This is a genomic window from Aliiglaciecola aliphaticivorans (assembly GCF_054782055.1).
The window spans coordinates 104,054-129,903 of the sequence record NZ_BAAGTF010000019.1; the positions used below are offsets into that span (position 1 = coordinate 104,054).

Consider the following 25,850-nt stretch of genomic DNA (forward strand, 5'->3'; position numbering starts at 1 on the left):
TGAATGGGATGGCCAATATTCATGGTTTGCGGAGAAATTACAATCTGGGTGAACTGCGGGAAGAAGATCTTGATTCAAACCCGATTACGCAATTTAACCATTGGCTTAAACTGGTAATTGATTCTGGAACACCAGATCCAACTGCAATGACGGTCGCCACAGTCTCACCCGACGGCCAGCCATCGCAACGTATCGTGTTACTCAAAGACGTAGATGATAGCGGTTTTGTTTTCTACACAAATTTAGGCAGCCGAAAAGCAACCGAATTAGCCCATAATTCAAAAATATCCTTGCATTTCCCATGGCATTTCATGGAGCGCCAAGTCAAAATTTGTGGTGTTGCCCAGCCCCTTAGTACTGGTGAGGTGGCAAAGTACTTTTTTTCTCGACCAAAAGAAAGTCAACTTGCCGCATGGGCATCTAAACAAAGCCAACCCATCTCCACCCGACAAATGCTAATGAGTAAATTTGATGAAGTGAAAAAGAAGTTTTCAGCGGGTGAAATACCACTTCCCAAGTTTTGGGGGGGCTATCGAGTGGTTCCCCATGAAATCGAATTCTGGCAGGGGGGAGAGCATCGTCTGCATAATCGCTTTGTGTATACCTTAGGAGATTCAAACCAAAGTCAAGGTGGGGAGTATCAACATTGGCAAATTCAACGTTTAATGCCCTAATGGAATAATGGCGGCAATGATTGATAGCCACTGCCATTTAGACTTTGAAGCCTTTGACGTCGATAGAATGGATATTCTAAAGCGTTGTTGGGAATTAGGCATAAAAAGAATTCTTATTCCCGGAACCCAAGCAAGCCAATGGCAGTCACTTATTGAGCTTTGTGATAAGACGTCAATGTTAGAATATGGATTAGGTATACATCCCTATTTTATCAAGCAAAGTGAACAAGCCCATTTAGATAATCTGATTACTTTGCTAGAACAGCATTCATCTGTAAGAGCCGTTGGTGAAATAGGTCTCGATTTTTTTGATACTGATCAGCAAAGCGAAATCAAACAACAGGATTTCTTCTCACAGCAACTTGATATTGCTAATCAGTATAAACTGCCTGTCATTATTCATCATCGTCGTTCTCACAATGCTATTATCCAATCCTTAAAACACCAAAACTTTCAACAAGCTGGAGTCATCCACGCTTTTTCTGGTAGTTATCAGCAGGCTAAAACTTACTTAGATTTGGGGTTTAAATTGGGTTTTGGTGGCGTGATCACATATCCGCGAGCTCGCAAGACAAGAGATGTTCTAAAACGCATTCCACTGAACGCCATGGTATTGGAAACTGATGCTCCAGATATGCCTATTTGTGGCAAACAAGGAAGACGCAACAGCCCAGAGTTTTTACCTGAAATAGCCCAGCATATTGCGCAAATTAAGGAGATTAGCCTTGATGAGGTAATTAATCATACCACGGCTAACAGTTGTGAGCTCTTTTCTATAAAGGATTAGGGGAAAGTTGTTGGCCAACTTGTTTTGTTGCTGAGTACTAGTTTCTAGCGGTTTTACTGACTTTTTCATAATGACGAAAGCGTATTTTATAGTAAGCTCGTGTGATCAATAAACCCACCAGTCCAGCCACTAGCATTAACATAAGTAGTTGTTTATAAATTTGATTTTGATATTCGTGGTGATACAGCATGACTTGCTCTTTATCCAGCAATAATCTTACATAACCGAGCAATTTGCCTTCCGAAACCACTTCTTCAACAAACACGAGTGGAAACTCATCTTCAATTAAAAAGCTGGCCAATACAGAGGCATTTTGCTCATTACTTTCAACCACCTCACCAAGTCGATTATAAACCGACACGCCTGCTACGTGATTATCTCTCGACAATAAGTTGATATATCGAAGTATTTGTTCATTTTGTTTTTCATTTAGGTGAGGGGCGATTATATCCGCAGTAAATTTGGCTAAACTTCGACCTAGTTGCGAAGATTGATTGTTGTGCCAATTTTGTGACTGTTCAGTATTTAACAACCAAATATTGACACAAATAGCCGCAGCCACTACTAGCAACGTGAGGTTTGCTACTCGTTTAAAAATTGAGTAATTACTGGGGACCTTTAAGGCTGAATCAGCCAATCCGAATTTTGTCATATCCATGGCTATGACAATAAGACAATTTGCTACGTTTGCCAATATTAGTTGTTGTTTTATTTATTAATTTGACCTCACTTAGTGATTTGTTCTAAGTCATAGGGATATCTTATTGCGTCACCTATTGAAATCGGTAAAATCCCTGTCCTGATTAATAACCCGGTGAGTTAATTGTGCTTTCGACCAAATTATCACAACAAGAATGGCTATCGGCCAAATATCTGACCAACCTTCACCATAAAAATGTGAGTTTTACATTACCACAAGATCAGCAAATTGAATTAGCTGAAACCCGTGAAGCCTGTACTCAACAATTGATCCTATTTTCAGAAAGCTTAAATTTGGAAAAGCTGTATCAGGTGCAAATTGCATTGGCTGATGTTATGACTATTCAGGTATTCCAACCGGGCTATGACTCAAATAATGGTTGCGCCTACGAAGCAGAAGTTGAAGTGAAACGATCATCAGACTTAGGGGCGGTGATTGAGTCAGCTGCGGTGAACTTTCAAGTGGATATTAGTTTTTTAAAACAACGCCCCACATTGGCCAAGCCCGGGCTATTAGTGATGGATATGGATAGTACTGTCATTGGTATTGAATGTATTGATGAAATAGCAAAGTTAGCAGGTGTTGGTGCACAAGTATCAGAAGTCACCGAATTAGCTATGCAAGGTAAACTTGATTTTGCGCAAAGCCTGAATAGCCGAGTCGCCTGTTTAAAAGGGGCAGAGGAATCAATCCTCAAACAGGTTCGCGATGGCATTCCCATCAACCCAGGGATCACCCGTTTGTTGGCAAAGCTCAAACAAGCTAACTGGAAACTCGCCATTGCATCAGGCGGCTTTACATTTTTCGCAGATTACCTTGCTGAACGTTTAGGGTTAGATTTTGCTATTTCCAATCAACTCGAGATTGTAGAGGGCAAACTGACTGGGAAAGTACTAGGCGACATCATCGGCGCACAAAGCAAAGCAGATACCCTTAATCGACTGGCCGAACGTTATCAAATTGAGGCGTCGCAAACTATTGCTCTAGGGGATGGGGCCAACGATTTGGTGATGATGGAACAAGCAGCAATGGGGGTGGCATATCATGCAAAACCCGTTGTGCGCCAGCAAGCGGATGCTGCACTTCGGTTTTGCGCCGCTGATGGACTGTTAGCCTTGTTGAAGAGTTAGCCTGAAGAATAAACTAGTCTGTCATTGTGTTAATATTGCATATATGTAGAGCTCACACTGATGGGTTTATTAAATTGTGACGAATAAAAGAAAATAATTATGTCTAACTCTGTAAATTCTGCCCCTAACCCTGATTCTGCGCTTCTGTCGAATGTGCGTATTGTGTTGGTGAATACCTCTCATACTGGCAATATTGGTTCAACCGCTAGAGCGATGAAAACCATGGGGTTAAGCCAACTAGTGTTAGTGGATCCTGTGGATAAGCCAGATGGCAAAGCCAGCGCACTTGCCGCTGGGGCTGGTGATGTACTTGCGAATGCAAAAATTGTCTCCACCCTGGAAGAAGCAGTGCAAGATTGTGGGTTAGTTGTTGGTACAAGTGCCCGGTCTAGAACCTTACCATGGCCAATGCTTGAGCCAAGGGAGTGTGGTGAAAAGCTCATTAGTGAAGTGGAAAAATACCCAGTTGCATTAGTGTTTGGGCGGGAAAATAATGGGTTAAGTAATGATGAGCTCCAGCAGTGCCACTTTCATGTGTGTATTCCTGCCAACCCAGAGTACAGTTCCTTGAATTTAGCCGCCGCAGTGCAAACCTTGTGTTACGAAATAAGGATGGCCTTTTTAAATAAGTCACGGATCGAAAGTGAGCCAAATGAATACCCACTGGCCGATGATTTAGAGCGTTTTTATAGTCATTTGGAACAAACCCTTTCAAAAACGAATTTCATCATTCCCCAACATCCCGGTATGGTGATGACCAAATTAAGACGTCTGTTTAATCGTGCCCGCCCTGAGAGCCAGGAATTGAATATATTGAGAGGTATATTGGCATCAGTAGATAAGTCAATCAAAGCCAAAGATTAGGATTTTCGAAAGTAATAATATGTTTGAGCGAATAAAAGAAGATATTCAAAGTGTGTTTCATCGTGATCCAGCAGCACGTACCACCTTTGAAGTACTCACCAATTACCCAGGTTTGCACGCTATCTGGTTACATCGTATTGCGCACAAACTGTGGAAGTCTAACTGGTTGTGGCTTGCTCGCAGCATTTCTACCTTTTCACGCTGGTTAACGGGAATAGAGATACATCCTGGCGCAACCCTTGGCCGTAGATTTTTCATTGATCATGGCATGGGAGTGGTGATTGGCGAAACCGCAGAAATTGGTAACGATGTCACCCTATATCATAGTGTCACCTTGGGTGGGACTAGTTGGAACGGCGGTAAACGCCACCCCACGTTAGAAGATAACGTAGTCGTCGGGGCGGGGGCTAAAGTGCTTGGTCCCATTACCATGCACAAAGGTGCAAAAGTAGGCTCTAATTCTGTGGTGGTTAAAGATGTACCTGAAAATGCCACCGTGATTGGTATTCCTGGCAGAATTGTCGTACAAAAGCAGCAAAAAGATCAGGATAAACATCAACGACGTGATAAAATCGCGCGCAAATATGGCTTTGACGCTTATGCGGTTGCCCCTGATAATCCAGACCCTGTGGCAAATGCCATTGGTGTTATGCTAGATCATGTGCATTTGATCGACACCAAAGTAGAAGAAATGTGTAAAGAAATTAATAAAATGGGCGGCAGTGTGTGTGGCGATTCATTACCTTCTATTAATTTGGATAACTTTCAAGATTCTGATTTAGTTGACGATTTTCAGAAAGAAAAGGATGCATTTGATCCATCCATCTAAACTTTATTTCTCCTCAGGAATACTTGACTAAATTACTAGGTCTAATACTTGACTAAAATGGTCAGGTATGTGAAAATTCACAGTATCTTGTTAACTGGTATTTTCTATGAAACTAACTTCCAAAGGCCGATACGCCGTAACTGCTATGTTAGATGTTGCATTACATTCCCGTAGAGGACCGGTCTCGTTAGCCGATATTTCGGAGCGTCAGGAAATTTCATTGTCATATTTAGAGCAATTGTTCTCACGCTTAAGAAAAGAAAATCTTGTACTCAGTGTTCGTGGACCAGGCGGTGGCTACAAATTAGGGCGTGTCCCTGAAGAAATAGCCGTAGGCGAGGTTATACGTGCGGTAGACGAGTCAGTTGATGCAACACGATGCCAAGGTAATTCAGATTGTCAAGGTGGAGAGAGATGTCTTACTCATAGCCTGTGGCATGATTTGAGTGAACGGATCAGTCAATTTCTGAATAATATTACGTTAGGTGAACTAATGGCCAAACAAGACGTAAAAACGGTAGCAGGAAGACAAGACAGAACTAAACAACTTAATACTGTTGTTGCAAATGAAATTGAAATTAGCTTGCAACTATAAGTGGAGCCAAAAATGAGCAATATTAATTTACCTATCTACTTGGATTATTCGGCAACCACACCGGTTGATCCCCGCGTAGCCCAAAAAATGATGGAATGTTTAACCCTTGAAGGGAATTTCGGTAATCCGGCTTCTCGGTCCCATAAATATGGATGGATCGCAGAAGAAGCCATCGATCTTGCCAGAAATCAAATTGCTGAATTGGTTAATGCTGACCCTCGTGAAATCGTGTTCACCTCAGGTGCAACAGAATCTAACAACTTAGCCATTAAGGGTGCTGCTCACTTTTATAGTAAGAAAGGTAAGCACATTATTACTCTTAAAACTGAACACAAAGCGGTACTTGATACCTGCCGTCAGTTAGAGCGTGAAGGCTTTGAAGTCACCTATATGGATCCAAAACCAAATGGTTTGTTGGATTTAGAGGAATTTAAAGCGAATTTGCGTCCTGACACAGTGCTAGTTAGCATCATGCATGTAAATAACGAAATCGGGGTGATTCAAGATATTCAACAAATTGGTGAAATTTGTAGAGAAAACAAAACCTTGTTTCATGTTGATGCAGCACAAAGCGCCGGAAAAATTGAGATAGATTTACAAGCTTTGAAAGTCGATTTAATGTCTTTTTCAGCCCACAAAATATACGGTCCTAAAGGTATAGGCGCCTTGTATGTGCGTCGTAAACCACGGGTGAGAATAGAAGCTCAAATGCACGGTGGTGGACATGAACGTGGTATGCGTTCAGGAACCCTGGCAACTCACCAGATTGTTGGTATGGGCGAAGCTTTCCGCATAGCTAAAGAAGAAATGGTTGAAGAGAATGCCCGCATTCTAAAACTTCGTGACCGTTTATGGAACGGTTTGAAAGACATAGAAGAAGTTTACTTGAATGGTGATCTTGAGCAGCGTATTACGGGTAATTTAAATGTGAGCTTTGCCTATGTAGAAGGCGAATCACTCATTATGGCCCTTAAAGATATGGCAGTGTCATCTGGTTCAGCTTGTACATCTGCAAGTTTGGAACCGTCTTATGTGCTACGAGCATTGGGACTAAATGATGAGTTAGCGCACAGTTCTATCCGTTTCAGCATTGGTAGATTTACCACTGAAGAAGAAATTGATCACGTTGTGAGTGTGGTGCAAAACGCCATCGACAAATTACGTGAAATGTCACCGCTTTGGGATATGTTCAAAGACGGTGTGGATCTGACTAAAGTTGAGTGGGTTCATCACTAATTGGTGAATCGCTCAAATTGGAATTAACGCGAGAAATCGTAATTTAAGAGGTAAGTAACATGGCTTACAGTGAAAAAGTAATCGATCATTACGAAAATCCACGCAACGTTGGTGGATTTGATAAAAACGACCCAACTATCGCTACTGGAATGGTAGGTGCACCAGCATGTGGTGATGTGATGAAATTGCAACTTAAAGTAGGTGAAAACGGTTTAATCGAAGACGCCAAATTTAAAACTTACGGTTGTGGTTCTGCTATTGCGTCAAGTTCCTTGGTAACAGAGTGGGTTAAAGGTAAGACTTTAGATGAAGCTGTTACGATTAAAAATACAGACATCGCTGAAGAGCTTGCATTGCCACCTGTAAAAATCCATTGTTCGATTTTGGCGGAAGATGCCATCAAAGCCGCGGTGGATGATTACAAGTCAAAGCACTCTAAAGCTTAATAGACAAAGTGATAGGAGCCAGTTTTGGGAATTAAAGTGACAGACGCCGCTGCAAAGCGGGCGAGAACATTTTTAGACAGCCGCGGAAAAGGAGTAGGATTACGCCTTGGGGTGAAAACTACGGGATGTTCCGGCCTAGCTTATGTTTTGGAGTTTGTTGACGAACTAAATGCAGATGATGAAGTATTTGAAGACAATGGTGTGAAAATTATCATTGACGGAAAAAGCTTGGTTTATCTTGACGGTACTGAACTAGATTTCGCTAAAGAAGGATTGAATGAAGGCTTTTTATTCAATAATCCGAATGCGAACGGTGAGTGTGGTTGCGGCGAAAGCTTTAATGTTTAATGCTGTTCGTTGCAATTTTTGTACTGATCATTTGATTGAAAGAAAAATAAAGCTATGAACTTTTTTACGCTTTTTGGCCTTCCAGAAACATATCACATCGATAACGCCAAATTAGCCAACGTATACCAGTCGTTGGCTAAAGTTACCCATCCTGATAAATTCTCCAACGCGGGTGGTCAAGAAAAACTCATGGCTGTGCAAAAAAACGCACAGATTAATGACGGTTATCAAATTCTCAAAAACCCTCTATCTCGCGCTGAACATATGTTGGAACTTCGAGGGATTTCCCTGCAACATGAAACTCAAACTATGCAAGATCCTGCATTTTTGATGCAACAAATGGAATGGCGCGAACAATTATCCGAAGTGGAATCCGCCGGCGATCCCGAGCAGATCCTTCAGGCACTGGATGAAGAAGTTGCAATACATACCAAGCAGCATTTTAAAACGTTGCAAGAGCTCCTTGAACAACAAAACGATGAAGCCAACAATCTTGCTGCTGCTGAAGTCAGAAAATTAAAGTTTTTGAATAAGTTGCATAAAGAAATAGAGCTGAATGAAGATGTACTGTTTGAAGATTAGCGCGACTGCGATTCACTAAACATTTAAAAGCGAGTTAGAACCTATTATGGCATTATTGCAAATTGCTGAGCCGGGTCAGGCGGCTGCCCCCCATCAACGTAAATTAGCTGTTGGAATTGATCTCGGTACGACCAACTCATTAGTTGCTACTGTGCGCAGTGGCTCTGCCGAAACATTGCCAGATCATCTTGGCCAACACATTTTGCCATCGGTTGTCCAATATACCGAAGACGGAATTGTGGTGGGTGAGCAAGCCAAACAATCAGCAAATTTGGATCCAGCCAACACCATAGTGTCAATCAAACGTTTGATGGGAAGAAGTCTGCAAGATATCCTAAGTCAGGATACAAATTTACCTTATGAATTTGTTAAAAACAGTGAGCAAGTAGCTATCCAGGTGCCAGGTGCGACTGTGAATCCGATTCAAGTGTCAGCGCAGATTTTAGCCACCTTAAAGGCTCGTGCTGAAGACTCTTTAGGTGATGAACTTACAGGCGCAGTGGTCACTGTTCCTGCTTATTTTGATGACGCCCAGCGACAAGGTACAAAAGACGCAGCTCAGTTGGCCGGATTGCACGTTTTACGGTTATTAAATGAACCAACAGCAGCCGCAATCGCATACGGTTTAGATTCCGGACAAGAAGGTGTGATTGCCATTTATGATTTAGGCGGCGGCACCTTTGATATTTCTATTTTACGTTTATCCAAAGGCGTCTTTGAAGTGTTAGCCACAGGTGGTGATACGGCATTAGGTGGTGACGACTTCGACCAATTACTGTTTGAGCATATTTGTAAGCAAGCCAATCTGCCAGCAGATATTTCCAAAGGCTTAAGACGTCGTTTACTCGATGATGCAAAAGAAGCTAAGGAAGCCCTCAGCAACGATTCGGCTGTGGATATTGAATTTAGCGATGATAACGGTGAATCCCATCAAGTGGTCATTAGCTGTATGACTTTCGAGTCATTAATTGAACCCTTGATTAAAAAGTCATTACGGGCTTGTAAACGCGCAGTAAAAGATGCAGAAATCGATATCGAAGAAGTGCTGCAAGTTGTGATGGTAGGGGGTTCTACTCGTGTGCCTTCAGTACGACATAAGGTCGGTGAGTTTTTTAATAAAACGCCATTAACCTCAATCGATCCCGATAAGGTTGTTGCTATCGGAGCCGCTATTCAGGCAGATATACTTGCGGGTAACAAGCCCGACAGTGAAATGTTGTTATTGGATGTGCTTCCTCTATCGTTGGGGATAGAAACCATGGGCGGTTTAACGGAAAAAATTGTCGCACGAAATACGACTATCCCTGTTGCTAAGGCACAGGAATTTACGACCTTTAAAGACGGTCAAACAGCGATGATGGTGCATGTGCTGCAAGGGGAACGTGAATTGGTTAAAGATTGCCGGTCGTTGGCAAAATTTAATTTAACCGGTATTCCACCCATGACTGCGGGCGCGGCACATATTCGTGTCACTTTTCAGGTTGATGCGGATGGTCTTCTGAATGTTACCGCTATGGAAAAATCCACCGGTGTTAAAGCGGAGATTCAAGTTAAACCGTCTTACGGACTTAAAGACGAAGAAGTGGCAGAAATGCTGAAGGATTCCATGCAATATGCCAAACAAGATATGCAGGCTAGAATGTTAAAAGAGCAGCAAGTAGAAGCAACAAGAGTGGCTGAAACTTTGAATAGTGCACTGCAAAAAGATGGTGATGAGCTGCTTAGCGACGAAGAAAGTGCGGCAATCAACAATGCCCTGTCAGAGATGCTGGAGTTAGCAAAAGGCGAAGATATCGAAGCCATTAAGCAAGCCATAGAGAGAGTCGACAGCATTAGTCAAGCATTTGCCGCTAGACGAATGGACAAGTCAATCAATCAAGCACTGACTGGTCATTCAGTTAACGATATTTAAGGAGCAGTAATGCCACAAATTATATTTTTACCCCACGCAGAGTTGTGTCCAGATGGCGCTGTTTTAGAAGGTGATAAAGGAACATCAGTATTAGACGTTGCTTTAAAAAATGGTATTGGAATTGAACATGCCTGTGAAAAAGTTTGCGCCTGTACTACCTGCCATGTGCTTATTCGAGAAGGACTAGAGTCATTAGGTGAAGCCGATGATTTAGAAGAAGATATGTTAGATAAAGCCTGGGGACTTGAGCCAGAATCTCGGTTAGGTTGTCAGGCCGTGATTCAAGACGAAGATTTAGTTGTAGAAATACCTAAATACACAGTTAATCAGGTGAGTGAAGGGCATTAGTTTCCTCTTTCATTTGTTAAAAATAAAAAACCCGGATAATCCGGGTTTTTTCGTATTTAACTTAGCCTAGCTAATCACTATAGCTCAGTCACTTGGTAGACAGTCACGGTTCCGCTGACTTCATTACCGATAATAAGTAATGCATTGCCATTCGGGCTTTGCTCTGCAGAAACAAACTTAATGCTTTCTGGACCAAGATCCCCAGACTCTGCTACTTCAGAACAATCCATACCTTCACTCTCGTCGCAAGGGTTATCTAGATCGTCATCTAATTCAAAATCAGTATCAAAATCACGGTTATTGTTATGGGCCACGAAGGCGACATTGAACGGGTTGGTAACGTCATAGGTGAATAAATCTCCAGAACGTTCTAAACCAATGAACGCATAAGTCCTACCGTTAATTTCACCCACGGCAATGGCTTCAGGTTCACCACCTTTATCATCAGAGCGGTTATCACCCTTGTTTTCAGTATGGGCACTGTTGAAATCGTTACCTAAAATGGCCGACGAAATCTTTTCAAAATCATCACCAGAGTCAAAGACTTGATTAACACTTTGGTCCCAAATCGAGAATGAACGAGAACCATAAGCGTAAAGTTCTTCATATACGCCATCGCTGTCGGCATCGCCTAAAACAGTGGTTACTTTCAAACGGCCTAGGCCATCGTCTGCGCCACTTGCATCATAAAATGCTTGTAATTCGTCAGACAATTGCATATTTAATTCGTCAGGATCAATGATGTCTTCAACACGGACTTCTTCAGAGTATTCGTCCCAGTCTCGTGAATCACCTTCATTTGCCGTTAAGATAAAAGTAGCGCCATTCCACTGATAAGTTGCAATCGTATCTGGTTGATACATGCCGTATAAGCCAGGTACGCTGCTGAAGCTTGGGATTTCATCTTCATTGGTGAAGTCTAGTTCAAACTCACTCCAATTTTTGAATCCTAACCCTTTCACTTCAATGGTCATGTCATCTAAATCAATAATGCCGATAGCATTCGCTTCTTGTAAAGAAACATAAGCTGTTTCGCCTTCAGCGCCTATGGCAATGTATTCTGGCTCTAAGTCTTGAGCGACAGTGGTCCCGGCAGGTCCTGCAAACTTAACACCCATAGCTTCAAGCAAAGCTCTACGCTTTTCATCCGTATCGTAGTCTTCTTCGTCTAAGGTGTCATTTGAGAACACCATATCGGTTGATAAGTTAATAGTGTTAGCAACGTCTGCTGGCACATCGTCGGTAATGGTAACTACCGAAATACTGCCTTCAGGATCAACATCATAATCGGTATCTGGCTCACCTTCATTGGCAATAAGGGCTAAGCTTCCATCTTCACTGAAAGTAACCATATCCGGTAACGCACCGGTTTCAACTGCTTTTACAAAAGTTCCTTGGCCTAGAGCATCTAGGGTATAGAACAATACTGCGCCATTATCTGTTTTCGATTCAGCTTCAACTGCTAAGGCCAACATATCGCCATTAATGGCGACAGAGTTTGCTACCCCAAGAGAAATTGTTTGATCAGCGCCATCTGCGTCTTTAACCGTCACACTACTAGGGAAAGTGAATGCTTGTGACGTTAAGCTGGTATCTGTGATTGGGTTGCCCACAGCAGCGGTAGGTATATTAGTTAATGAAATAACTTCCACTTGGTTAAGTGCGGCATTAATTGCAAAGGCTGATTGAGATGCTTCATGGAATTGAACGATTTCAGCAGCGCTCTTGCCATAAATCTCTTCACCACCTGCGGAAAATCTGCCAACCACTTCAATTGCTAGCTCGCGAGGTAGGCTTTGTCCATCTGCGCCGTCAATTCCATCAATTCCGTCTACACCTGCCGCACCTGTTGCGCCATCTTGACCGTCATCACCATCTAAGGTGCATCCACTTAATGCAGTCACTACTGCTAAGGCGACTAGGCCTAATTTTAGTTTGTTTAGCTGATCTTTCATTATTATTCCATGTTATCTATGTGTTATTAAAATCAGTCGTTTACATTAAGAGTTGGAAATTAAACATTTGCTACACTTGTATGAAGTAATTGTGACGATTTGTCGCTGTAATCACCTATAACTTAGGTTTAATTGGGTTTTTGAAGTGGTTTTTTTCAGCACTGTTGAGTTTTTATTACAGCTTAAATAAAAATATTTAGTCTATTTGTCAGATAAATTAGTCATTGAGAGCAAAGTTGCATATAATCCGCGCGGAAATTTAAGCAAATACTTTTTTATATGTAATCGGAGACCTGTCAATGGCCTTAGAACGTACTTTTTCAATCATCAAACCAGACGCTGTAGCAAAAAATGTTATCGGTGCGATCTATAATCGTTTCGAGTCAGCGGGTTTACGCATCGTTGCTTCAAAAATGGTGCACTTAAGCAAAGAGCAAGCAGAAGGTTTTTACGCAGAACATAGCGAGCGTCCTTTCTTTAATGCTTTGGTATCTTTCATGACATCTGGTCCAGTGATGGTTCAGGTACTAGAAGGTGAAAACGCAGTTTTACGTCATCGTGAAATTATGGGTGCCACTAACCCTGCAGAAGCTTTAGCGGGTACTTTACGTGCTGACTATGCTGCTTCTATCGACGAAAATGCAGTTCACGGTTCTGATGCTACAGAATCTGCTGCTCGCGAAATAGCATACTTCTTCTCTGACGAAGAAATCTGCCCTCGCACTCGATAAGCTAATCGCTTTATTCAAAAGGGGAGCTTTGCTCCCCTTTTGTCGTAGTAAAGTTAGCTTATAAAATGTACAATCTAGTTAGTTTGAATTGAGGTTAATTGTTTTATGTCTGTAGTCCATCAAGTGGCTAAAACCAATTTGTTAGATTTTAATCGTCAAGGTATGCGAGAGTTTTTCGCGTCTATGGGCGAGAAACCATTTCGTGCTGATCAATTGATGAAATGGATTTATCAGCAAGGTGAAACAGACTTCGAGAAAATGACGAACCTGAATAAATCCCTGCGAGCTAAGTTGATTGAACGTTGCGAAATACGTGCTCCAGAAATTGCTTATCAGCAAAATGCTACCGATGGCACCATTAAGTTCGCATTAAAATTAGAAGGTGGACAGGAAGTAGAAACTGTCTGGATACCTGATGGCGACCGAGCCACTTTATGTGTGTCTTCACAAGTGGGCTGCGCTTTAGAATGTACATTTTGTTCCACTGCACAACAAGGTTTCAATCGCAACTTAACGGTAGCTGAGATTATCGGACAGGTTTGGCGCGTTGCGATCACCATTGGCTTATCAAAAGATACGGCAAAAAGACCCATTACCAACGTTGTAATGATGGGCATGGGCGAACCACTGTTAAATTTAAAACATGTGGTGCCAGCCATGGAAATTATGTTAGATGACCTTGGCTTCGGTCTATCTAAACGTAGGGTAACATTAAGTACTTCAGGGGTTGTACCTGCACTCGATAAATTAGGTGACATGATTGACGTGGCATTAGCCATATCTTTGCATGCACCAACTAATGATTTACGTGATGAAATAGTGCCAGTCAACAAAAAATACCCCATTGAAGAGTTCTTAGCTGGGGTTAGACGATACCTGGCGAAGTCAAATGCCAATCAAGGTAAAGTCACGGTAGAGTATGTTATGCTAAATGGCATTAACGACAGTACTGACCAAGCTCATCTATTAGCTAAAGTGCTTAAAGAAACGCCTTGCAAAATTAACCTAATACCCTTTAATCCTTACCCAGGTTCACCTTATACTTGTTCAAGTAACTCTCGAATCGATCGCTTTGCTAAAGTGTTAATGGAATATGGCATTACTGTGGTGGTGCGTCGAACTCGCGGCGACGATATTGACGCTGCTTGTGGGCAATTAGTCGGAGACGTTGTGGATCGTACTAAGCGTATGTTGAAAAAGCAGCAAAAAGGTCAACAAATTTCAGTAAAAATGGCTAACTAGTTGGATTCGTACCTAACAAGCAGTTAGCATAGGTGAATCTAAATAATCCCTAACGTAAGTGAGTTATATGCGTAGTTTTTTGATTATCGCAATGATATTTCTCTCCGCTTGTGTGAGCGAACCTTTGCCGGAAGGTTTTAAAGCAAGTGACGACTTTGATCCTATCGCTGCGGCCAAAAATAGAATTTCACTGGGTTTAACCTATCTAAAAAATGGTAACTACAGTCAAGCTAAGTTTAATCTGGACAAAGCGTTGAAATTTGCTCCTCGCCTAGCGGATGCTCACTTTAGTATGGCGTATTATTATCAACAGGTAGATGAAGATAAATTGGCAGATGAAGCCTATCAAAAAGCGCTGGCATTTGACCCTAAAAACCCAGATATCGCCAACTCTTACGGTGCTTTTTTATGTGAAAATGGGCAATACACAGAAGCCAAAAGCTATTTTCTTAAGGCGGTTAATAGTAGTAATTATATTTCAACTGCGGAGACCTACGAGAACTTAGCCTTGTGCAGTCAAAGCCAAGGAGAAATCGAAGACGCCTTAACCTATCTGCAAAGCTCTTTAAATCATCAACCGTCTCGGGCCAAAGCGTTAAATTTGTTAGTTGAACTGCAAATGCAACAACAACAGTGGGAAGAGGCAAAACTGAATCTTCGTCGTTTGGAGAAAACTGCCAGAGTCACCGCAGATACGCTTTGGAAGTCGATTATTATAGAACAGGCATTAAATCATAATGACTTAGCCAAGGGCTATGGCGACATGCTAATTAGCATGTACCCTAAGCATCCTAATACGGTAAAATATATTCAAAACAGACAAAACTTAGCCAACTTAGTGGATAATAAAAAAGTTGCAAAAAAGCTTACGCCGAATAAGAGCGGAATAGATAATATTAATAATCAAAACACGGTAGCAGAACAGCTTATTACCAGCCAAAACGTTAACACTGATAACTCTGCTCAACCTCAAAAAAACAACCAAAACAGCCAGGAAAATAACCAAAATAGTGTGGTACAAGATTATCCAGTTGAAGACTCCCAGCCTGAGGAAATCCTGAAAGAGACCTCGGAGTTAGAGTCTGAGCAGGAGGTTGCGACTTTGCTTAAAAGGCAAGAAGTTAATGAAGAGTCAGTGCAGAAATATCATATTGTGCAGAAAGGCGAAAATTTATATCGAATTTCTTTGAAGTATAATGTCAAAATGCAGCGCTTAATGGATTGGAATAATCTTTCTGACGGCGCGGCTTTATTCGTAGGAAAAAAGTTAATAGTGATTGATCCCCAAGCGGTAGAAAATAAATGACAGAAGAACAGCAAGAACAACCCATTAGCGTAAAAGGCCCAGGTGCAATTCTAAAGGAAGCACGGGAGAAATTAGGCTTAAAATCCATTGATATTGCCAATAAATTACACCTCAAAGTGAATATTATTGAATCAATTGAATCTGATGAATACGACCCCAAAATCTCCATGACGTTCACCAAGGGGTATCTGAAATTATATGCAAAACAAGTGAATGTGGATGAGCAGGTTGTGGTTGATGCATTTGCTTCACAAACAGAAGTTGAAAAAGAACCTGCAAAGCTACAAAGTTTCTCGAAGCGGGTAGCTAAACAAGCCAGCGATGACAGGTTGATGTTAATTACTTACGGTATTATCGCTGCATTATTAGCGTTAGTGGTGATTTGGTGGTTACAACAAGACTCGTCGGATAATACAGACACAGCAACCAATCAGATTGATGAGCCAATTGCCCAGCAACAGGCGTCAGGGATAAGCGCTGAACAGAATACGCCAGAGGATCTTTCACAGACTGATATGTCTGAACAGCCCACTGCGGATGATTTAATTATCAGTGCACAAATCAGCGAAGAAGTTAATGACATTGACACTAATGAACAAACTGAAATAACCGAAGACGATTCTATTGTTGCTGATGTTGCTCAACAAGCTGACGTAGTAAATGTACCTGAAGAGTCGCAAAATGCGGCGAACAATATAGAGTTAGTATTCGAATTTTCAGACAATTGCTGGATGAATCTTAAAGATGCAACGGGTGAAGCCATTGCATATGGGGTTAAAAAGAAAGGTCGGGTGATGACCGTGTCTGGGGTTGCACCGTTCGAAGTGACATTAGGTGCACCAAGTGTTGTGCAGATTCGTTATGACGGTGTGTTGGTTGACATGTCGCGTTTTGAAGCGGGCAAGTCAGTTAAATTTTCTCTGCCATTTGCTTCATAGGTTAAGGTATTTATATGTTTTCTGAATCTCCCATAAAACGTCGTAAATCGACTCGTATAAACGTTGGAAATGTCCCCATTGGTGATGGCGCACCTATTGCCGTGCAATCTATGACCAATACGCATACCACAGATGTTGCAGCGACTGTGGCTCAAATCAATCGAATAGTAGCAGTGGGTGGCGAAATCGTAAGAGTATCGGTTCCGACCATGGATGCGGCTGAAGCATTTAAACTCATTCGAGAGCAAGTGAATGTGCCCCTTATAGCAGACATTCATTTTGATTATCGGATTGCCTTAAAAGTAGCGGAGTACGGTGTAGATTGTTTGCGTATTAACCCAGGCAACATAGGTAGCATGGAACGTGTGCGTTCTGTTGTCGATTGTGCGAGGGATAAAAACATTCCTATTCGCATTGGTGTAAATGGTGGCTCTTTAGAAAAAGAGTTGCAAGAAAAGTACGGTGAACCTACACCCGAAGCGTTAGTTGAATCCGCTATGCGCCATGTGGATATCTTAGACAAGCTCAACTTTGATCAATTTAAGGTCAGTGTGAAAGCATCTGATGTGTTTTTGGCCGTAGGCGCATATCGAGAGTTGGCCAAAAAGATTGATCAACCCTTGCATCTTGGGATCACCGAGGCTGGAGGATTTCGTTCAGGGGCAGTGAAAAGCTCTGTGGGTTTAGGGATGTTATTGGCAGAAGGTATTGGCGATACCATTCGAATTTCATTGGCCGCCGATCCCATAGAAGAAATAAAAGTTGGGTTTGATATATTAAAATCCCTGCGGATACGATCAAGAGGGATTAACTTTATTGCTTGCCCCAGTTGTTCTCGTCAAGAGTTCGATGTGATTGCCACGGTCAATGCCCTTGAGCAGCGTGTTGAAGATATTTTGACACCCATGGACGTGTCCATTATTGGCTGTGTTGTAAATGGACCGGGTGAAGCTGAAGTTTCCGATTTAGGGCTGACAGGGGCTCGCAATATGAGTGGCTTTTATTTAGATGGGCAGCGTCAAAAAGAACGCCTTGCAAATAATGATTTAGTCGATCAATTGGAAAAACGGATCAGAGCCAAGGCATCGCAATTAGATGCCAGTCGCAAAATTGATGTGAAGCAAGTGGGTTAAAATTTTTTAGCACTTGTAACACTACTATCAAAGCCCCTATAATACGGGGCTTTTTTATTAGGGTGTTGGCAAACTGAGCGCCAATGCAGAATCGAATTTCAGAGTACGTATTTAGTGACAAAACAAATTCAAGCAGTTCGCGGGATGAATGATTGCTTACCCGCTGATTCCGGTATTTGGCAATGGGTAGAAAACAAAATTCGCAATGTAGTTAGTGCATACGGCTATCAAGAATTGCGCACTCCTATTGTAGAGAGTACCGATTTATTTAAACGCTCTATCGGAGAAGTAACTGACATCGTTGAGAAAGAGATGTACACCTTCGAAGATCGTAATGGCGATAGCTTAACCCTGCGTCCAGAAAATACGGCTAGTTGTGTTCGCGCTGGCAATCAGCATGGTCTTATCTACAATCAGCAACAACGTATCTGGTATATGGGCCCCATGTTCCGACACGAACGTCCACAAAAAGGGCGTTACCGTCAGTTTCACCAATTTGGTATTGAGACCTTTGGTCTTGAAGGTCCAGATATTGATGTTGAAGTGATTTTACTCAGCGCTCGTCTGTGGAAAGCCTTTGGTATCAGTGAGCAGGTTACGTTGGAATTGAATTCATTGGGTTCTAACCAAGCTAGAGCTAATTATCGCGAAGCTTTAGTGGAATATTTAACGGCACGGAAATCCCAGTTAGATGAAGATAGCTTGCGCCGTTTAGAGTCAAACCCATTGCGCGTCTTGGACAGTAAAAATCCTGATGTGCAGGCTGCTATTAAAGATGCTCCCACATTATTAGATTATCTAGACGAGGACTCAAAAGAGCATTTTGAAACCTTGTGCTCGAAATTAACGGATATGGGCATTAATTACCGGATTAACTCCCGTTTAGTTCGTGGTTTAGATTATTACAATCGCACGGTTTTTGAATGGGTTACCGACAGTCTAGGAGCTCAAGGTACAGTGTGTGCCGGAGGCCGATACGATGGTCTAATTGAACAATTAGGTGGTAAACCGAGCTCGGCTGTGGGCTTTGCCATGGGCATTGAGCGACTTGTTTTAATGTTACAAACCTTAGAATTAACTTCCGAAGTTCCTGACCCTGTTGATATTTATGTGACGGCCCTTGGTGATTCTACGGAACTTTACGCCATGAAATTGTCTGAGCAATTGAGAGATTCTTCTCCACAGCTTAGAGTGCAATTGCATTGTGGTGGCGGAAACTTAAAAAAACAGATGAAACGCGCTGATAAGAGCGGAGCACCAATAGTGTTAGTGATTGGTGAAAATGAAATGAACGAACAGAAAGTAGTGGTTAAATACCTTCGTGAAGATATTCCGCAGGTGACAATAGCCAGTGCTGAATTGGACACAGTTTTAGCTCAATATTTTACAAAATAAGATAAAGTACAATTACCTATTACAGTTTGTACGAGGAAAATTAGATGGAAGAGTTTGCAACAGAAGAACAACAAGTCGAAGCGATTAAGCGTTTTTGGCGTGAAAATGGCTTAGCAATTGCGGTTGGCGTGGTTTTAGGTGTGGGTGGTTTGTATGGTTGGAGATATTACAACGATACGCAAATAGCAGAAAAAGAAGCTGCGTCACTCTCCTATGAGCAAATAAACACGACGTTAAACTCTAAAAATACGCAAGAAGCGGAAGCTTTTGTTGAAAATAACCAAGGCGGATACTCGATTCTAACAGCCTTACAGTTGGCGAAATTGTCAGCTGAAGATGGCGACTTAGAAAAAGCTGTTACGCATTTAAAATATGCAGCCAATAATGCCCAAGACCCAGCATTAAAAAGTGTTGCGAATTTACGTTTGGCTAGAGTACAAAATTCATTGAATCAATTTGACCAAGCTATGGCGAGTTTAGACTTGGTTACGCAACCTGCATTTGTTGCTCAGGTTGAAGAAATCAAGGGCGATATTTACTTTAATCAATCGAATTTTGACGCTGCCAAAGCGGCATATACTGCGTCTTTAGAAGCCAATGCAGGTAATCAACCGGTTAAAATGAAGTTGGATAACTTAGCGGTTGTGATAAATGGGTAATATCAGTATGAGGTTAAGTTGGATTAAAGTGATTACATTTGTAAGTGTAATGACACTAGCAGGTTGTTCAACTATTTCTGGCTGGTTTATGGATGACGAAGAAATTGAAATCCGCACCCTCAAACCAATAGATGCTAAGTTTACACCCAAGCAGTTATGGTCAAAAGATCTGACCGGCGGTATTGATAAATTCTATTCAAGATTACGCCCCGCGATTGCCTATGACAAAGTCTTTGCTGCTAGTCGTCAAGGGACGGTTGCGGCTTTTGAGCTTGAGTCGGGTAAACAAGTGTGGGAGCGTGATTTTGCCGAATATCCTAACGATAACTGGTATAGCTTTATTACCAATTTATGGTCGGATGGGGTAACTGCTAAAATTTCCGGTGGCCTTACGGTTATATATGAAACTGTGTTTCTTGGCTCGGAGAACGGCGAAGTTTATGCGTTAGACGCGAACACCGGGGAAACCAAATGGGTGACCCAAGTCCGTGGTGAAATTATTGCCTCTCCCGCTGTCGATGAAAATGTCGTTTTGGTAAATACAGGTTCAGGGACACTTTTTGCGTTGGACGCAAACACTGGCGAGCAATTGTGGATGTTTGAATCTGACGTGCCCGCTTTGAGTTTAAGAGGAATTTCAGCGCCAGTTGCGGTGAATGGTGGTGCTTTGGTAGGGACAGCGACAGGGAAATTGGTGGTCAACATTCTCGCTAGTGGACAAACTGCTTGGGAGCAAACTATTTCAGCCCCTTCAGGCGCAACTGAGTTAGAGCGAATCGTTGATATTGATAGTCAACCTTTGGTAGTCGGACCAAATGTTTATGTCATTTCCTTTGACGGTACTTTAGCCGCAGTAGAATTGCGCAGCGGACGTATTATTTGGAAGCGTGAATATAACTCCTATAGACGTCTTGGAATTGATGGCAATAGTCTGTTCGTAACTGACAAAAACAGTAATATTTATGCTATCGATAGACGTAACGGTGTTGAACTATGGAGCCAAGGCGGTCTTAAAAAACGCAATCTAACCTCACCTGAACCTATTGGAAAATACATGGTAGTAGGGGATAAATACGGGTTTTTACATTGGTTAGATAAAACCGATGGCAGCATAGTCTCGCGGATGGATGTTGGTGGTGATGATGAAGATGAAGGAATTTATGTCGCTCCCGTAGCCTTTGGCGATACAATATATACTCAGACTCGAGATGGTGAATTAGTTGCCATTGAAGTGCCTATAATCTAATTAACTTTTGTTGATTTGGCACCATCGATTGTGTAAGTTCACAGATATTAGCCACTATGGATTGGCTTTATAGCATGAATGTGGACTACATAGCTTAAGTACAAACTATTAACGGCTCAACTATCTAATTTAGGTACTTGAGCCGTAACTTTTTTATTGGAATGATAATATGTTACCTGTCATCGCTCTCGTTGGTCGCCCTAACGTGGGAAAATCTACTTTATTCAATCGGCTAACCAATAGTCGAGATGCCTTGGTTGCCGATTATCCTGGGTTAACCCGTGACCGCAAATACGGTCAAGCTAAATACGAAGGCTTGCAGTTTATTGTGGTTGATACCGGCGGGATCAGTGGCGATGAGCAGGGAATTGATGCAGAGATGGCTGAACAATCGTTATTAGCCATAGATGAAGCCCATGTGGTGTTGTTTTTAGTCGATGCCAGAGCGGGGTTAACACCTGCCGATATTGGTATTGCTAATCATTTGCGTAAACAAGAAAAAACCGTTTACGTGGTCGCCAATAAAGTCGATGGTATCGATGGTGACAGTGAAACAGCTGAATTTTATTCGTTAGGTTTAGGAGAAATATCGCAAGTGGCGGCGGCCCATGGTCGTGGTGTCACTCAACTTCTTGAAAAGTCGCTTAAACCAATTGAAAAGCTTTATCCCGATATGCACATCCCTGAAGTTGTGCGCGATGATGATGGTGAAAATGCCGAAGCTGAATTACTGCGTTTACAAAGTTTACCTATTAAGTTGGCAATTGTCGGCAAACCTAATGTGGGTAAATCGACCTTAACGAACCGTATCCTGGGTGAAGAGCGGGTGGTGGTGTTTGATATGCCGGGTACCACACGAGATAGTATATTTATCCCAATGGAGCGTGATGATCGCGAATATGTCCTGATTGATACGGCCGGTGTTAGAAAACGCAAAAAAGTGTCAGATGCGGTAGAAAAGTTTTCCATTATTAAAACCTTACAAGCCATTGAAGAAGCCAATGTTGTGTTGTTATGCATTGATGCCAGAGAGGGGATTGCCGATCAAGATTTGAGCCTACTGGGTTTTGTCCTTAATGCAGGGCGTTCGTTAGTTATCGCGGTAAATAAATGGGATGGCTTGTCGAAAGACGTGAAAGACGATATTAAGCGAGAACTAGACCGCCGTTTAGGGTTTGTTGATTTTGCCAGAATACATTTTATTTCAGCGTTACATGGTACCGGAGTAGGGCATTTATTCGAATCTGTACAAGAAGCCTATGCTTCTGCCACTAAACGAATCAATACATCCATGCTTACTCGCATTATGGAAATGGCCCAAGAAGATCACCAGCCACCCATGGTGCGTGGACGCAGAGTGAAAATGAAATATGCCCATGCGGGTGGCTATAACCCGCCGGTGATCATTATTCACGGTAACCAAGTAGAAGATTTACCATCAGCGTATAAACGCTACATGATGAACTACTATCGCAAATCTCTGCAAACCATGGGAACACCAATACGGGTTGAGTTTAAAGAGGGGGCGAACCCGTTTGAAGGTAAAACCAACAAACTCACCTTGTCACAACAACGCAAGCGCAAGCGTTTAATGACCCATCATAAGAAGCCTTAATCCCTCAAATTTAGTTGAATTTCTTAGTCACAGCTAGTCGACAAGACTGGTCTGTGACTGTTGTTATTTTAATCCTTAGTCTGTACCCGTCACTTTGCTATTAATAGAGCCATCATGGAAGCGCGTGGTTATCTCGTCGTTTGGCTTTAACTGACTGCTTTTCTTTATGATTTCATTGTCTTTGTAGGTAATACTGTATCCTCGGGATAGAGTAGAAAGTGGGCTTACGCTATCGAGCAGCTCAGATGCTTTGGCGAGTTGAAGTTGTTTATTCACCAACAGATTGGTTGTCGACTTTTTCAATTGCATCGTCAGGCTTTTGTTATTTTCCATTAACCTTTCTAACCTATTGATAGGCGAGCGGCTGTATAAATGCTGGCTCAAACTATTCACAGTATTGGCGACCTGGTCTAATTTGCGTTTCATACGTTGTTCTAATGCCATCTGCATTTGATCTAAGTGTTGAGCTTGCTGTTTGATGCGATTTTCCGGGTGCAAGGTCTTTAACTGTTGGCTAGCAATTTGCGATCTGTGCCTGTGAAATTGCGTTTGCGAGACCATGCTACGATGTAGGTGAGACTTCAAACGTTGCAAGTTTTGCAGCACATCAAGCATGTCTGTACTGACCAATTCGGCCGCCGCTGAGGGGGTAGGGGCGCGCACATCGGCTACAAAATCAGCAATGGTTACATCCACTTCGTGGCCAACCGCGCTAATGGTTGGGATAACACAGGAAAATAATTTACGTGCTAATGTTTCATCATTGAAACACCATAAATCCTCAAGGGAGCCGCCACCGCGGCCAATCAGTAGCACATCTACCTCGTTGCGTTGCACGGCTTTGTCAATTGCTTGGCATAGCTGGTAGGGGGCTAATTCGCCTTGAACTTGTGAAGGGTAAACAATCACAGAAATCAACGGATTTCGTCGTTTTAATACCGTTAATATGTCGTGCAGCGCCGCACCTGTGGCTGAGGTGATAATTCCCACACGTTGAATCGTCTCAGGCAGCGCTTTTTTATGTGAAGTAGAAAACAGGCCTTCGGCTGCGAGTTTGACTTTTAGCATCTCAAATTGTTGTTTTAATTGACCTTCACCTTCTGGCTCCATGAAATCGACAATAATTTGATAGTCACCACGGGCTTCATATAAACCCACCGAAGCACGCACCAGTATCTTGTCACCTTCTTTAGGGCGTACTTTTAGCCGAGAGTTTGCGCCACGAAACATCGCTGCTTTCACTTGGGCTCGCGGATCTTTGAGGGTGAAGTACCAATGGCCAGAAGCCGCCGCGACAAAATTTGATATCTCTGCAGACAACCAGACTTGACCAATCTGCGACTCTAACACTGAGCGAGCAAGTCGATTTAATTGGCTAACAGTAAATATATTTTTGGAAGGGGAAGATTGGTTTGGCATAAAATCCTTAATGGTAAACCGAATTATCTTAACTTCAGTCTTGACGATATTTCTAAGCAGTGAGCTTAATTAAAATAAACACCAGGGTAAAATGTGTCGTGCTTTAAACTCGCTATTTTGAGTAGAATCGGCGTTAATGCAAATAAATCTATACGCAAATGAGATTAACCGCAAAAAGTTTTGAAATTTTACTACAAATTCAGTTTACCTGATAACGCAAAACCGCTACAATCACGCCGCAATTAAAACCCGCTAAATATAGGTGTAATTGCATGTTGAGGATTGCTAAAGAAGCCCTGACTTTTGATGATGTACTCTTAGTTCCTGGGCACTCCACTGTGTTACCTCACACTGCCGATCTGCGCACCAGATTAACCAGCAGTGTATCATTGAATATTCCATTAATCTCTGCCGCCATGGATACAGTTTCTGAGGCTCGGTTAGCTATTGCCCTTGCACAAGAAGGCGGAATGGGATTTATCCACAAAAATATGGCCATTGAAGAACAAGCTAACCATGTTCGTGCTGTTAAAAAGTATGAAAGTGGCGTGGTATCTGATCCGGTTACGGTTAGCTCTCAAGCCACCTTAGGTGAAATCAATGCTCTGAGCAAACATCATGGTTTCTCGGGCTTTCCTGTTGTGGATGATGATAATAACCTTATCGGAATTGTCACTGGCCGTGATTTACGTTTTGAAAATAAAGTCGATCAGCCCGTATCTAGCGTGATGACTCCTAAAGAAAAATTGGTAACTGTGCCTGAAGGCGCTGCTTCAGAAGAAGTACTTGAGCTGATGCATGAACACCGTGTTGAAAAAATTCTAGTGGTAGATGATGCGTTCAAACTCAAGGGCATGATCACCGTTAAAGATTTTCAAAAAGCTGAAAATAAACCCAATGCCTGTAAAGATGAATTAGGACGCTTGCGCGTAGGCGCGGCAGTAGGTGTTGGGCCAGGTACTGAAGAACGTATTCAAGCCCTAGTTGACGCTGGCGTAGATGTGTTATTAATCGATACCTCTCACGGTCACTCGCAAGGCGTACTGGATCGTGTTGCTGCTACCCGCCAAGCATTTCCTGAATTACAAATCATTGCCGGTAATGTGGCAACTGGAGAGGGCGCACTAGCTCTAGCTGATGCTGGCGTTAATGCTGTAAAAGTGGGGATAGGCCCTGGTTCAATTTGTACCACTCGTATTGTGACTGGTTGTGGTGTGCCGCAAATTACCGCAGTTGCAGACGCTGTTGAAGCTCTTGAAGGGCGAGATATTCCTGTTATTGCTGACGGTGGAATTCGTTTCTCAGGCGATATTGCTAAAGCATTAGTGGCAGGTGCAAGTTGTGTGATGGTAGGTAGTATGTTGGCCGGAACCGAAGAAGCGCCAGGAGAAGTTGAGTTGTACCAAGGCCGTTATTATAAGTCTTATCGTGGTATGGGCTCACTCGGTGCCATGAACCAAAGTCATGGTTCTTCTGATCGCTATTTCCAAGATACAAAATCAGAAGAAAAAATGGTGCCAGAAGGGATTGAAGGCCGTGTTGCTTATAAAGGCCCAATTTCTAATATTATCCATCAACAAATGGGCGGTTTACGTTCAGCAATGGGACTAACTGGCAGTGCAACCATTGATATTTTGCGCACCAAACCACAGTTTGTGAAAGTGACAGCAGCTGGTATGGGAGAGTCCCATGTTCACGATGTCAGCATCACTAAAGAAGCACCTAATTACCGATTAGGCTAATCTAACTATTGGTTCAAT

At 42.4% G+C, this 25,850-nt stretch carries 25 protein-coding genes; 22 read left to right on the forward strand and 3 right to left on the reverse strand.

The genetic code is table 11. The annotated features are described in order from the left end of the window. The first annotated feature begins 8 nt into the window (after window positions 1-8). Together pdxH and ACYVIL_RS10775 are read left to right on the forward strand one after the other, a co-directional pair. Window positions 9-674, forward strand: a complete 666-nt coding sequence (pdxH, locus tag ACYVIL_RS10770) for a pyridoxamine 5'-phosphate oxidase (RefSeq protein WP_460312453.1) — start codon at window positions 9-11, stop codon at window positions 672-674. Window positions 675-690: 16 nt separating this feature from the next. Continuing rightward, entirely contained in the window at window positions 691-1,461 is a 771-nt protein-coding gene (locus ACYVIL_RS10775) for a TatD family hydrolase (protein ID WP_460312454.1), read from the forward strand. A gap of 37 nt (window positions 1,462-1,498) precedes the next feature. On the opposite strand, the gene ACYVIL_RS10780 is transcribed toward ACYVIL_RS10775, so the two are convergent. Continuing rightward, window positions 1,499-2,113, reverse strand: a complete 615-nt coding sequence (locus ACYVIL_RS10780) for an AhpA/YtjB family protein (protein WP_303470432.1) — start codon at window positions 2,111-2,113, stop codon at window positions 1,499-1,501. A 173-nt stretch (window positions 2,114-2,286) separates the two neighbouring features. On the opposite strand from ACYVIL_RS10780, the gene serB reads away from it, so the two are divergent. From serB to fdx, 10 genes are all read left to right on the forward strand, one after another. Beyond that, window positions 2,287-3,291 (forward strand): phosphoserine phosphatase SerB, encoded by a 1,005-nt coding sequence (gene serB / locus ACYVIL_RS10785; RefSeq protein ID WP_303470430.1) that lies wholly within the window; start codon window positions 2,287-2,289, stop codon window positions 3,289-3,291. A gap of 99 nt (window positions 3,292-3,390) precedes the next feature. Beyond that, entirely contained in the window at window positions 3,391-4,155 is a 765-nt protein-coding gene (gene trmJ, locus ACYVIL_RS10790) for a tRNA (cytosine(32)/uridine(32)-2'-O)-methyltransferase TrmJ (protein WP_303470427.1), read from the forward strand. 19 nt (window positions 4,156-4,174) lie between these two features. After that, window positions 4,175-4,984 carry a serine O-acetyltransferase gene (gene cysE / locus ACYVIL_RS10795; RefSeq protein WP_303470424.1) on the forward strand — a complete coding sequence of 270 codons (810 nt, stop codon included), beginning with the start codon at window positions 4,175-4,177 and terminating at the stop codon, window positions 4,982-4,984. Window positions 4,985-5,090: 106 nt separating this feature from the next. Then, a complete protein-coding gene (iscR, locus tag ACYVIL_RS10800) occupies window positions 5,091-5,579 on the forward strand; it encodes a Fe-S cluster assembly transcriptional regulator IscR (protein ID WP_303470422.1) in 489 nt (162 codons plus the stop codon). A 12-nt stretch (window positions 5,580-5,591) separates the two neighbouring features. Then, window positions 5,592-6,815, forward strand: coding sequence for an IscS subfamily cysteine desulfurase (locus ACYVIL_RS10805; RefSeq protein WP_303470420.1), 1,224 nt, complete (start codon window positions 5,592-5,594; stop codon window positions 6,813-6,815). 59 nt (window positions 6,816-6,874) lie between these two features. Continuing rightward, window positions 6,875-7,261 carry a Fe-S cluster assembly scaffold IscU gene (iscU, locus tag ACYVIL_RS10810; protein WP_303470418.1) on the forward strand — a complete coding sequence of 129 codons (387 nt, stop codon included), beginning with the start codon at window positions 6,875-6,877 and terminating at the stop codon, window positions 7,259-7,261. 24 nt (window positions 7,262-7,285) lie between these two features. Continuing rightward, window positions 7,286-7,609, forward strand: a complete 324-nt coding sequence (gene iscA / locus ACYVIL_RS10815; RefSeq protein ID WP_303470416.1) for an iron-sulfur cluster assembly protein IscA — start codon at window positions 7,286-7,288, stop codon at window positions 7,607-7,609. 54 nt (window positions 7,610-7,663) lie between these two features. Continuing rightward, entirely contained in the window at window positions 7,664-8,191 is a 528-nt protein-coding gene (hscB, locus tag ACYVIL_RS10820; RefSeq protein WP_460312455.1) for a co-chaperone HscB, read from the forward strand. Window positions 8,192-8,237: 46 nt separating this feature from the next. Then, on the forward strand, window positions 8,238-10,103 hold the full coding sequence (gene hscA / locus ACYVIL_RS10825) for a Fe-S protein assembly chaperone HscA (protein ID WP_303470411.1): 1,866 nt from the start codon (window positions 8,238-8,240) through the stop codon (window positions 10,101-10,103). A 9-nt stretch (window positions 10,104-10,112) separates the two neighbouring features. After that, window positions 10,113-10,451 (forward strand): ISC system 2Fe-2S type ferredoxin, encoded by a 339-nt coding sequence (gene fdx / locus ACYVIL_RS10830; protein ID WP_303470409.1) that lies wholly within the window; start codon window positions 10,113-10,115, stop codon window positions 10,449-10,451. 77 nt (window positions 10,452-10,528) lie between these two features. Here fdx and ACYVIL_RS10835 read toward each other — a convergent pair whose 3' ends face one another. After that, on the reverse strand, window positions 10,529-12,406 hold the full coding sequence (locus ACYVIL_RS10835; protein ID WP_460312456.1) for a choice-of-anchor I family protein: 1,878 nt from the start codon (window positions 12,404-12,406) through the stop codon (window positions 10,529-10,531). A 299-nt stretch (window positions 12,407-12,705) separates the two neighbouring features. Between ACYVIL_RS10835 and ndk the strand changes: the two genes are divergently transcribed. The 9 genes from ndk (at window position 12,706) to der (ending at window position 22,671) form a co-directional block, all read left to right on the forward strand. After that, a complete protein-coding gene (gene ndk, locus ACYVIL_RS10840) occupies window positions 12,706-13,137 on the forward strand; it encodes a nucleoside-diphosphate kinase (RefSeq protein WP_303470406.1) in 432 nt (143 codons plus the stop codon). 105 nt (window positions 13,138-13,242) lie between these two features. Next, complete coding sequence (gene rlmN / locus ACYVIL_RS10845; protein ID WP_303470404.1) at window positions 13,243-14,379, forward strand: dual-specificity RNA methyltransferase RlmN; 1,137 nt, start codon at window positions 13,243-13,245, stop codon at window positions 14,377-14,379. A gap of 67 nt (window positions 14,380-14,446) precedes the next feature. Then, window positions 14,447-15,685: a type IV pilus biogenesis/stability protein PilW gene (gene pilW, locus ACYVIL_RS10850; protein WP_460312457.1), complete on the forward strand. Its 1,239-nt coding sequence runs from the start codon at window positions 14,447-14,449 to the stop codon at window positions 15,683-15,685. After that, entirely contained in the window at window positions 15,682-16,623 is a 942-nt protein-coding gene (locus tag ACYVIL_RS10855) for a RodZ domain-containing protein (RefSeq protein ID WP_460312458.1), read from the forward strand. The genes pilW and ACYVIL_RS10855 overlap by 4 nt, the downstream gene beginning before the upstream one ends. A 14-nt stretch (window positions 16,624-16,637) precedes the next feature. Beyond that, a complete protein-coding gene (gene ispG, locus ACYVIL_RS10860; RefSeq protein ID WP_303470396.1) occupies window positions 16,638-17,756 on the forward strand; it encodes a flavodoxin-dependent (E)-4-hydroxy-3-methylbut-2-enyl-diphosphate synthase in 1,119 nt (372 codons plus the stop codon). 114 nt (window positions 17,757-17,870) lie between these two features. After that, window positions 17,871-19,151 (forward strand): histidine--tRNA ligase, encoded by a 1,281-nt coding sequence (gene hisS, locus ACYVIL_RS10865; RefSeq protein ID WP_303470362.1) that lies wholly within the window; start codon window positions 17,871-17,873, stop codon window positions 19,149-19,151. Window positions 19,152-19,195: 44 nt separating this feature from the next. Next, complete coding sequence (locus ACYVIL_RS10870; protein WP_303470360.1) at window positions 19,196-19,810, forward strand: YfgM family protein; 615 nt, start codon at window positions 19,196-19,198, stop codon at window positions 19,808-19,810. A gap of 7 nt (window positions 19,811-19,817) precedes the next feature. Further along, window positions 19,818-21,056: an outer membrane protein assembly factor BamB gene (gene bamB / locus ACYVIL_RS10875; protein ID WP_303470358.1), complete on the forward strand. Its 1,239-nt coding sequence runs from the start codon at window positions 19,818-19,820 to the stop codon at window positions 21,054-21,056. Window positions 21,057-21,225: 169 nt separating this feature from the next. Continuing rightward, entirely contained in the window at window positions 21,226-22,671 is a 1,446-nt protein-coding gene (gene der, locus ACYVIL_RS10880; RefSeq protein ID WP_303470356.1) for a ribosome biogenesis GTPase Der, read from the forward strand. Between the two features lie 75 nt (window positions 22,672-22,746). On the opposite strand, the gene xseA is transcribed toward der, so the two are convergent. Next, window positions 22,747-24,090, reverse strand: a complete 1,344-nt coding sequence (xseA, locus tag ACYVIL_RS10885; protein ID WP_460312459.1) for an exodeoxyribonuclease VII large subunit — start codon at window positions 24,088-24,090, stop codon at window positions 22,747-22,749. Between the two features lie 272 nt (window positions 24,091-24,362). On the opposite strand from xseA, the gene guaB reads away from it, so the two are divergent. After that, window positions 24,363-25,832, forward strand: a complete 1,470-nt coding sequence (gene guaB, locus ACYVIL_RS10890; protein ID WP_303470350.1) for an IMP dehydrogenase — start codon at window positions 24,363-24,365, stop codon at window positions 25,830-25,832. Window positions 25,833-25,850: the final 18 nt, after the last annotated feature.

Bases quoted from the DNA above. Each gene is read 5' to 3' on its own strand.
- pdxH (WP_460312453.1), top strand. From the start codon at position 9: ATGGCCAATATTCATGGTTTGCGGAGAAATTACAATCTGGGTGAACTG.
- ACYVIL_RS10775 (WP_460312454.1), top strand. From the start codon at position 691: ATGATTGATAGCCACTGCCATTTAGACTTTGAAGCCTTTGACGTCGAT.
- ACYVIL_RS10780 (WP_303470432.1), bottom strand. From the start codon at position 2,113: ATGACAAAATTCGGATTGGCTGATTCAGCCTTAAAGGTCCCCAGTAAT.
- trmJ (WP_303470427.1), top strand. From the start codon at position 3,391: ATGTCTAACTCTGTAAATTCTGCCCCTAACCCTGATTCTGCGCTTCTG.
- cysE (WP_303470424.1), top strand. From the start codon at position 4,175: ATGTTTGAGCGAATAAAAGAAGATATTCAAAGTGTGTTTCATCGTGAT.
- iscR (WP_303470422.1), top strand. From the start codon at position 5,091: ATGAAACTAACTTCCAAAGGCCGATACGCCGTAACTGCTATGTTAGAT.
- ACYVIL_RS10805 (WP_303470420.1), top strand. From the start codon at position 5,592: ATGAGCAATATTAATTTACCTATCTACTTGGATTATTCGGCAACCACA.
- iscU (WP_303470418.1), top strand. From the start codon at position 6,875: ATGGCTTACAGTGAAAAAGTAATCGATCATTACGAAAATCCACGCAAC.
- hscB (WP_460312455.1), top strand. From the start codon at position 7,664: ATGAACTTTTTTACGCTTTTTGGCCTTCCAGAAACATATCACATCGAT.
- hscA (WP_303470411.1), top strand. From the start codon at position 8,238: ATGGCATTATTGCAAATTGCTGAGCCGGGTCAGGCGGCTGCCCCCCAT.
- fdx (WP_303470409.1), top strand. From the start codon at position 10,113: ATGCCACAAATTATATTTTTACCCCACGCAGAGTTGTGTCCAGATGGC.
- ACYVIL_RS10835 (WP_460312456.1), bottom strand. From the start codon at position 12,406: ATGAAAGATCAGCTAAACAAACTAAAATTAGGCCTAGTCGCCTTAGCA.
- ndk (WP_303470406.1), top strand. From the start codon at position 12,706: ATGGCCTTAGAACGTACTTTTTCAATCATCAAACCAGACGCTGTAGCA.
- rlmN (WP_303470404.1), top strand. From the start codon at position 13,243: ATGTCTGTAGTCCATCAAGTGGCTAAAACCAATTTGTTAGATTTTAAT.
- pilW (WP_460312457.1), top strand. From the start codon at position 14,447: ATGCGTAGTTTTTTGATTATCGCAATGATATTTCTCTCCGCTTGTGTG.
- ACYVIL_RS10855 (WP_460312458.1), top strand. From the start codon at position 15,682: ATGACAGAAGAACAGCAAGAACAACCCATTAGCGTAAAAGGCCCAGGT.
- ispG (WP_303470396.1), top strand. From the start codon at position 16,638: ATGTTTTCTGAATCTCCCATAAAACGTCGTAAATCGACTCGTATAAAC.
- ACYVIL_RS10870 (WP_303470360.1), top strand. From the start codon at position 19,196: ATGGAAGAGTTTGCAACAGAAGAACAACAAGTCGAAGCGATTAAGCGT.
- bamB (WP_303470358.1), top strand. From the start codon at position 19,818: ATGAGGTTAAGTTGGATTAAAGTGATTACATTTGTAAGTGTAATGACA.
- der (WP_303470356.1), top strand. From the start codon at position 21,226: ATGTTACCTGTCATCGCTCTCGTTGGTCGCCCTAACGTGGGAAAATCT.
- xseA (WP_460312459.1), bottom strand. From the start codon at position 24,090: ATGCCAAACCAATCTTCCCCTTCCAAAAATATATTTACTGTTAGCCAA.
- guaB (WP_303470350.1), top strand. From the start codon at position 24,363: ATGTTGAGGATTGCTAAAGAAGCCCTGACTTTTGATGATGTACTCTTA.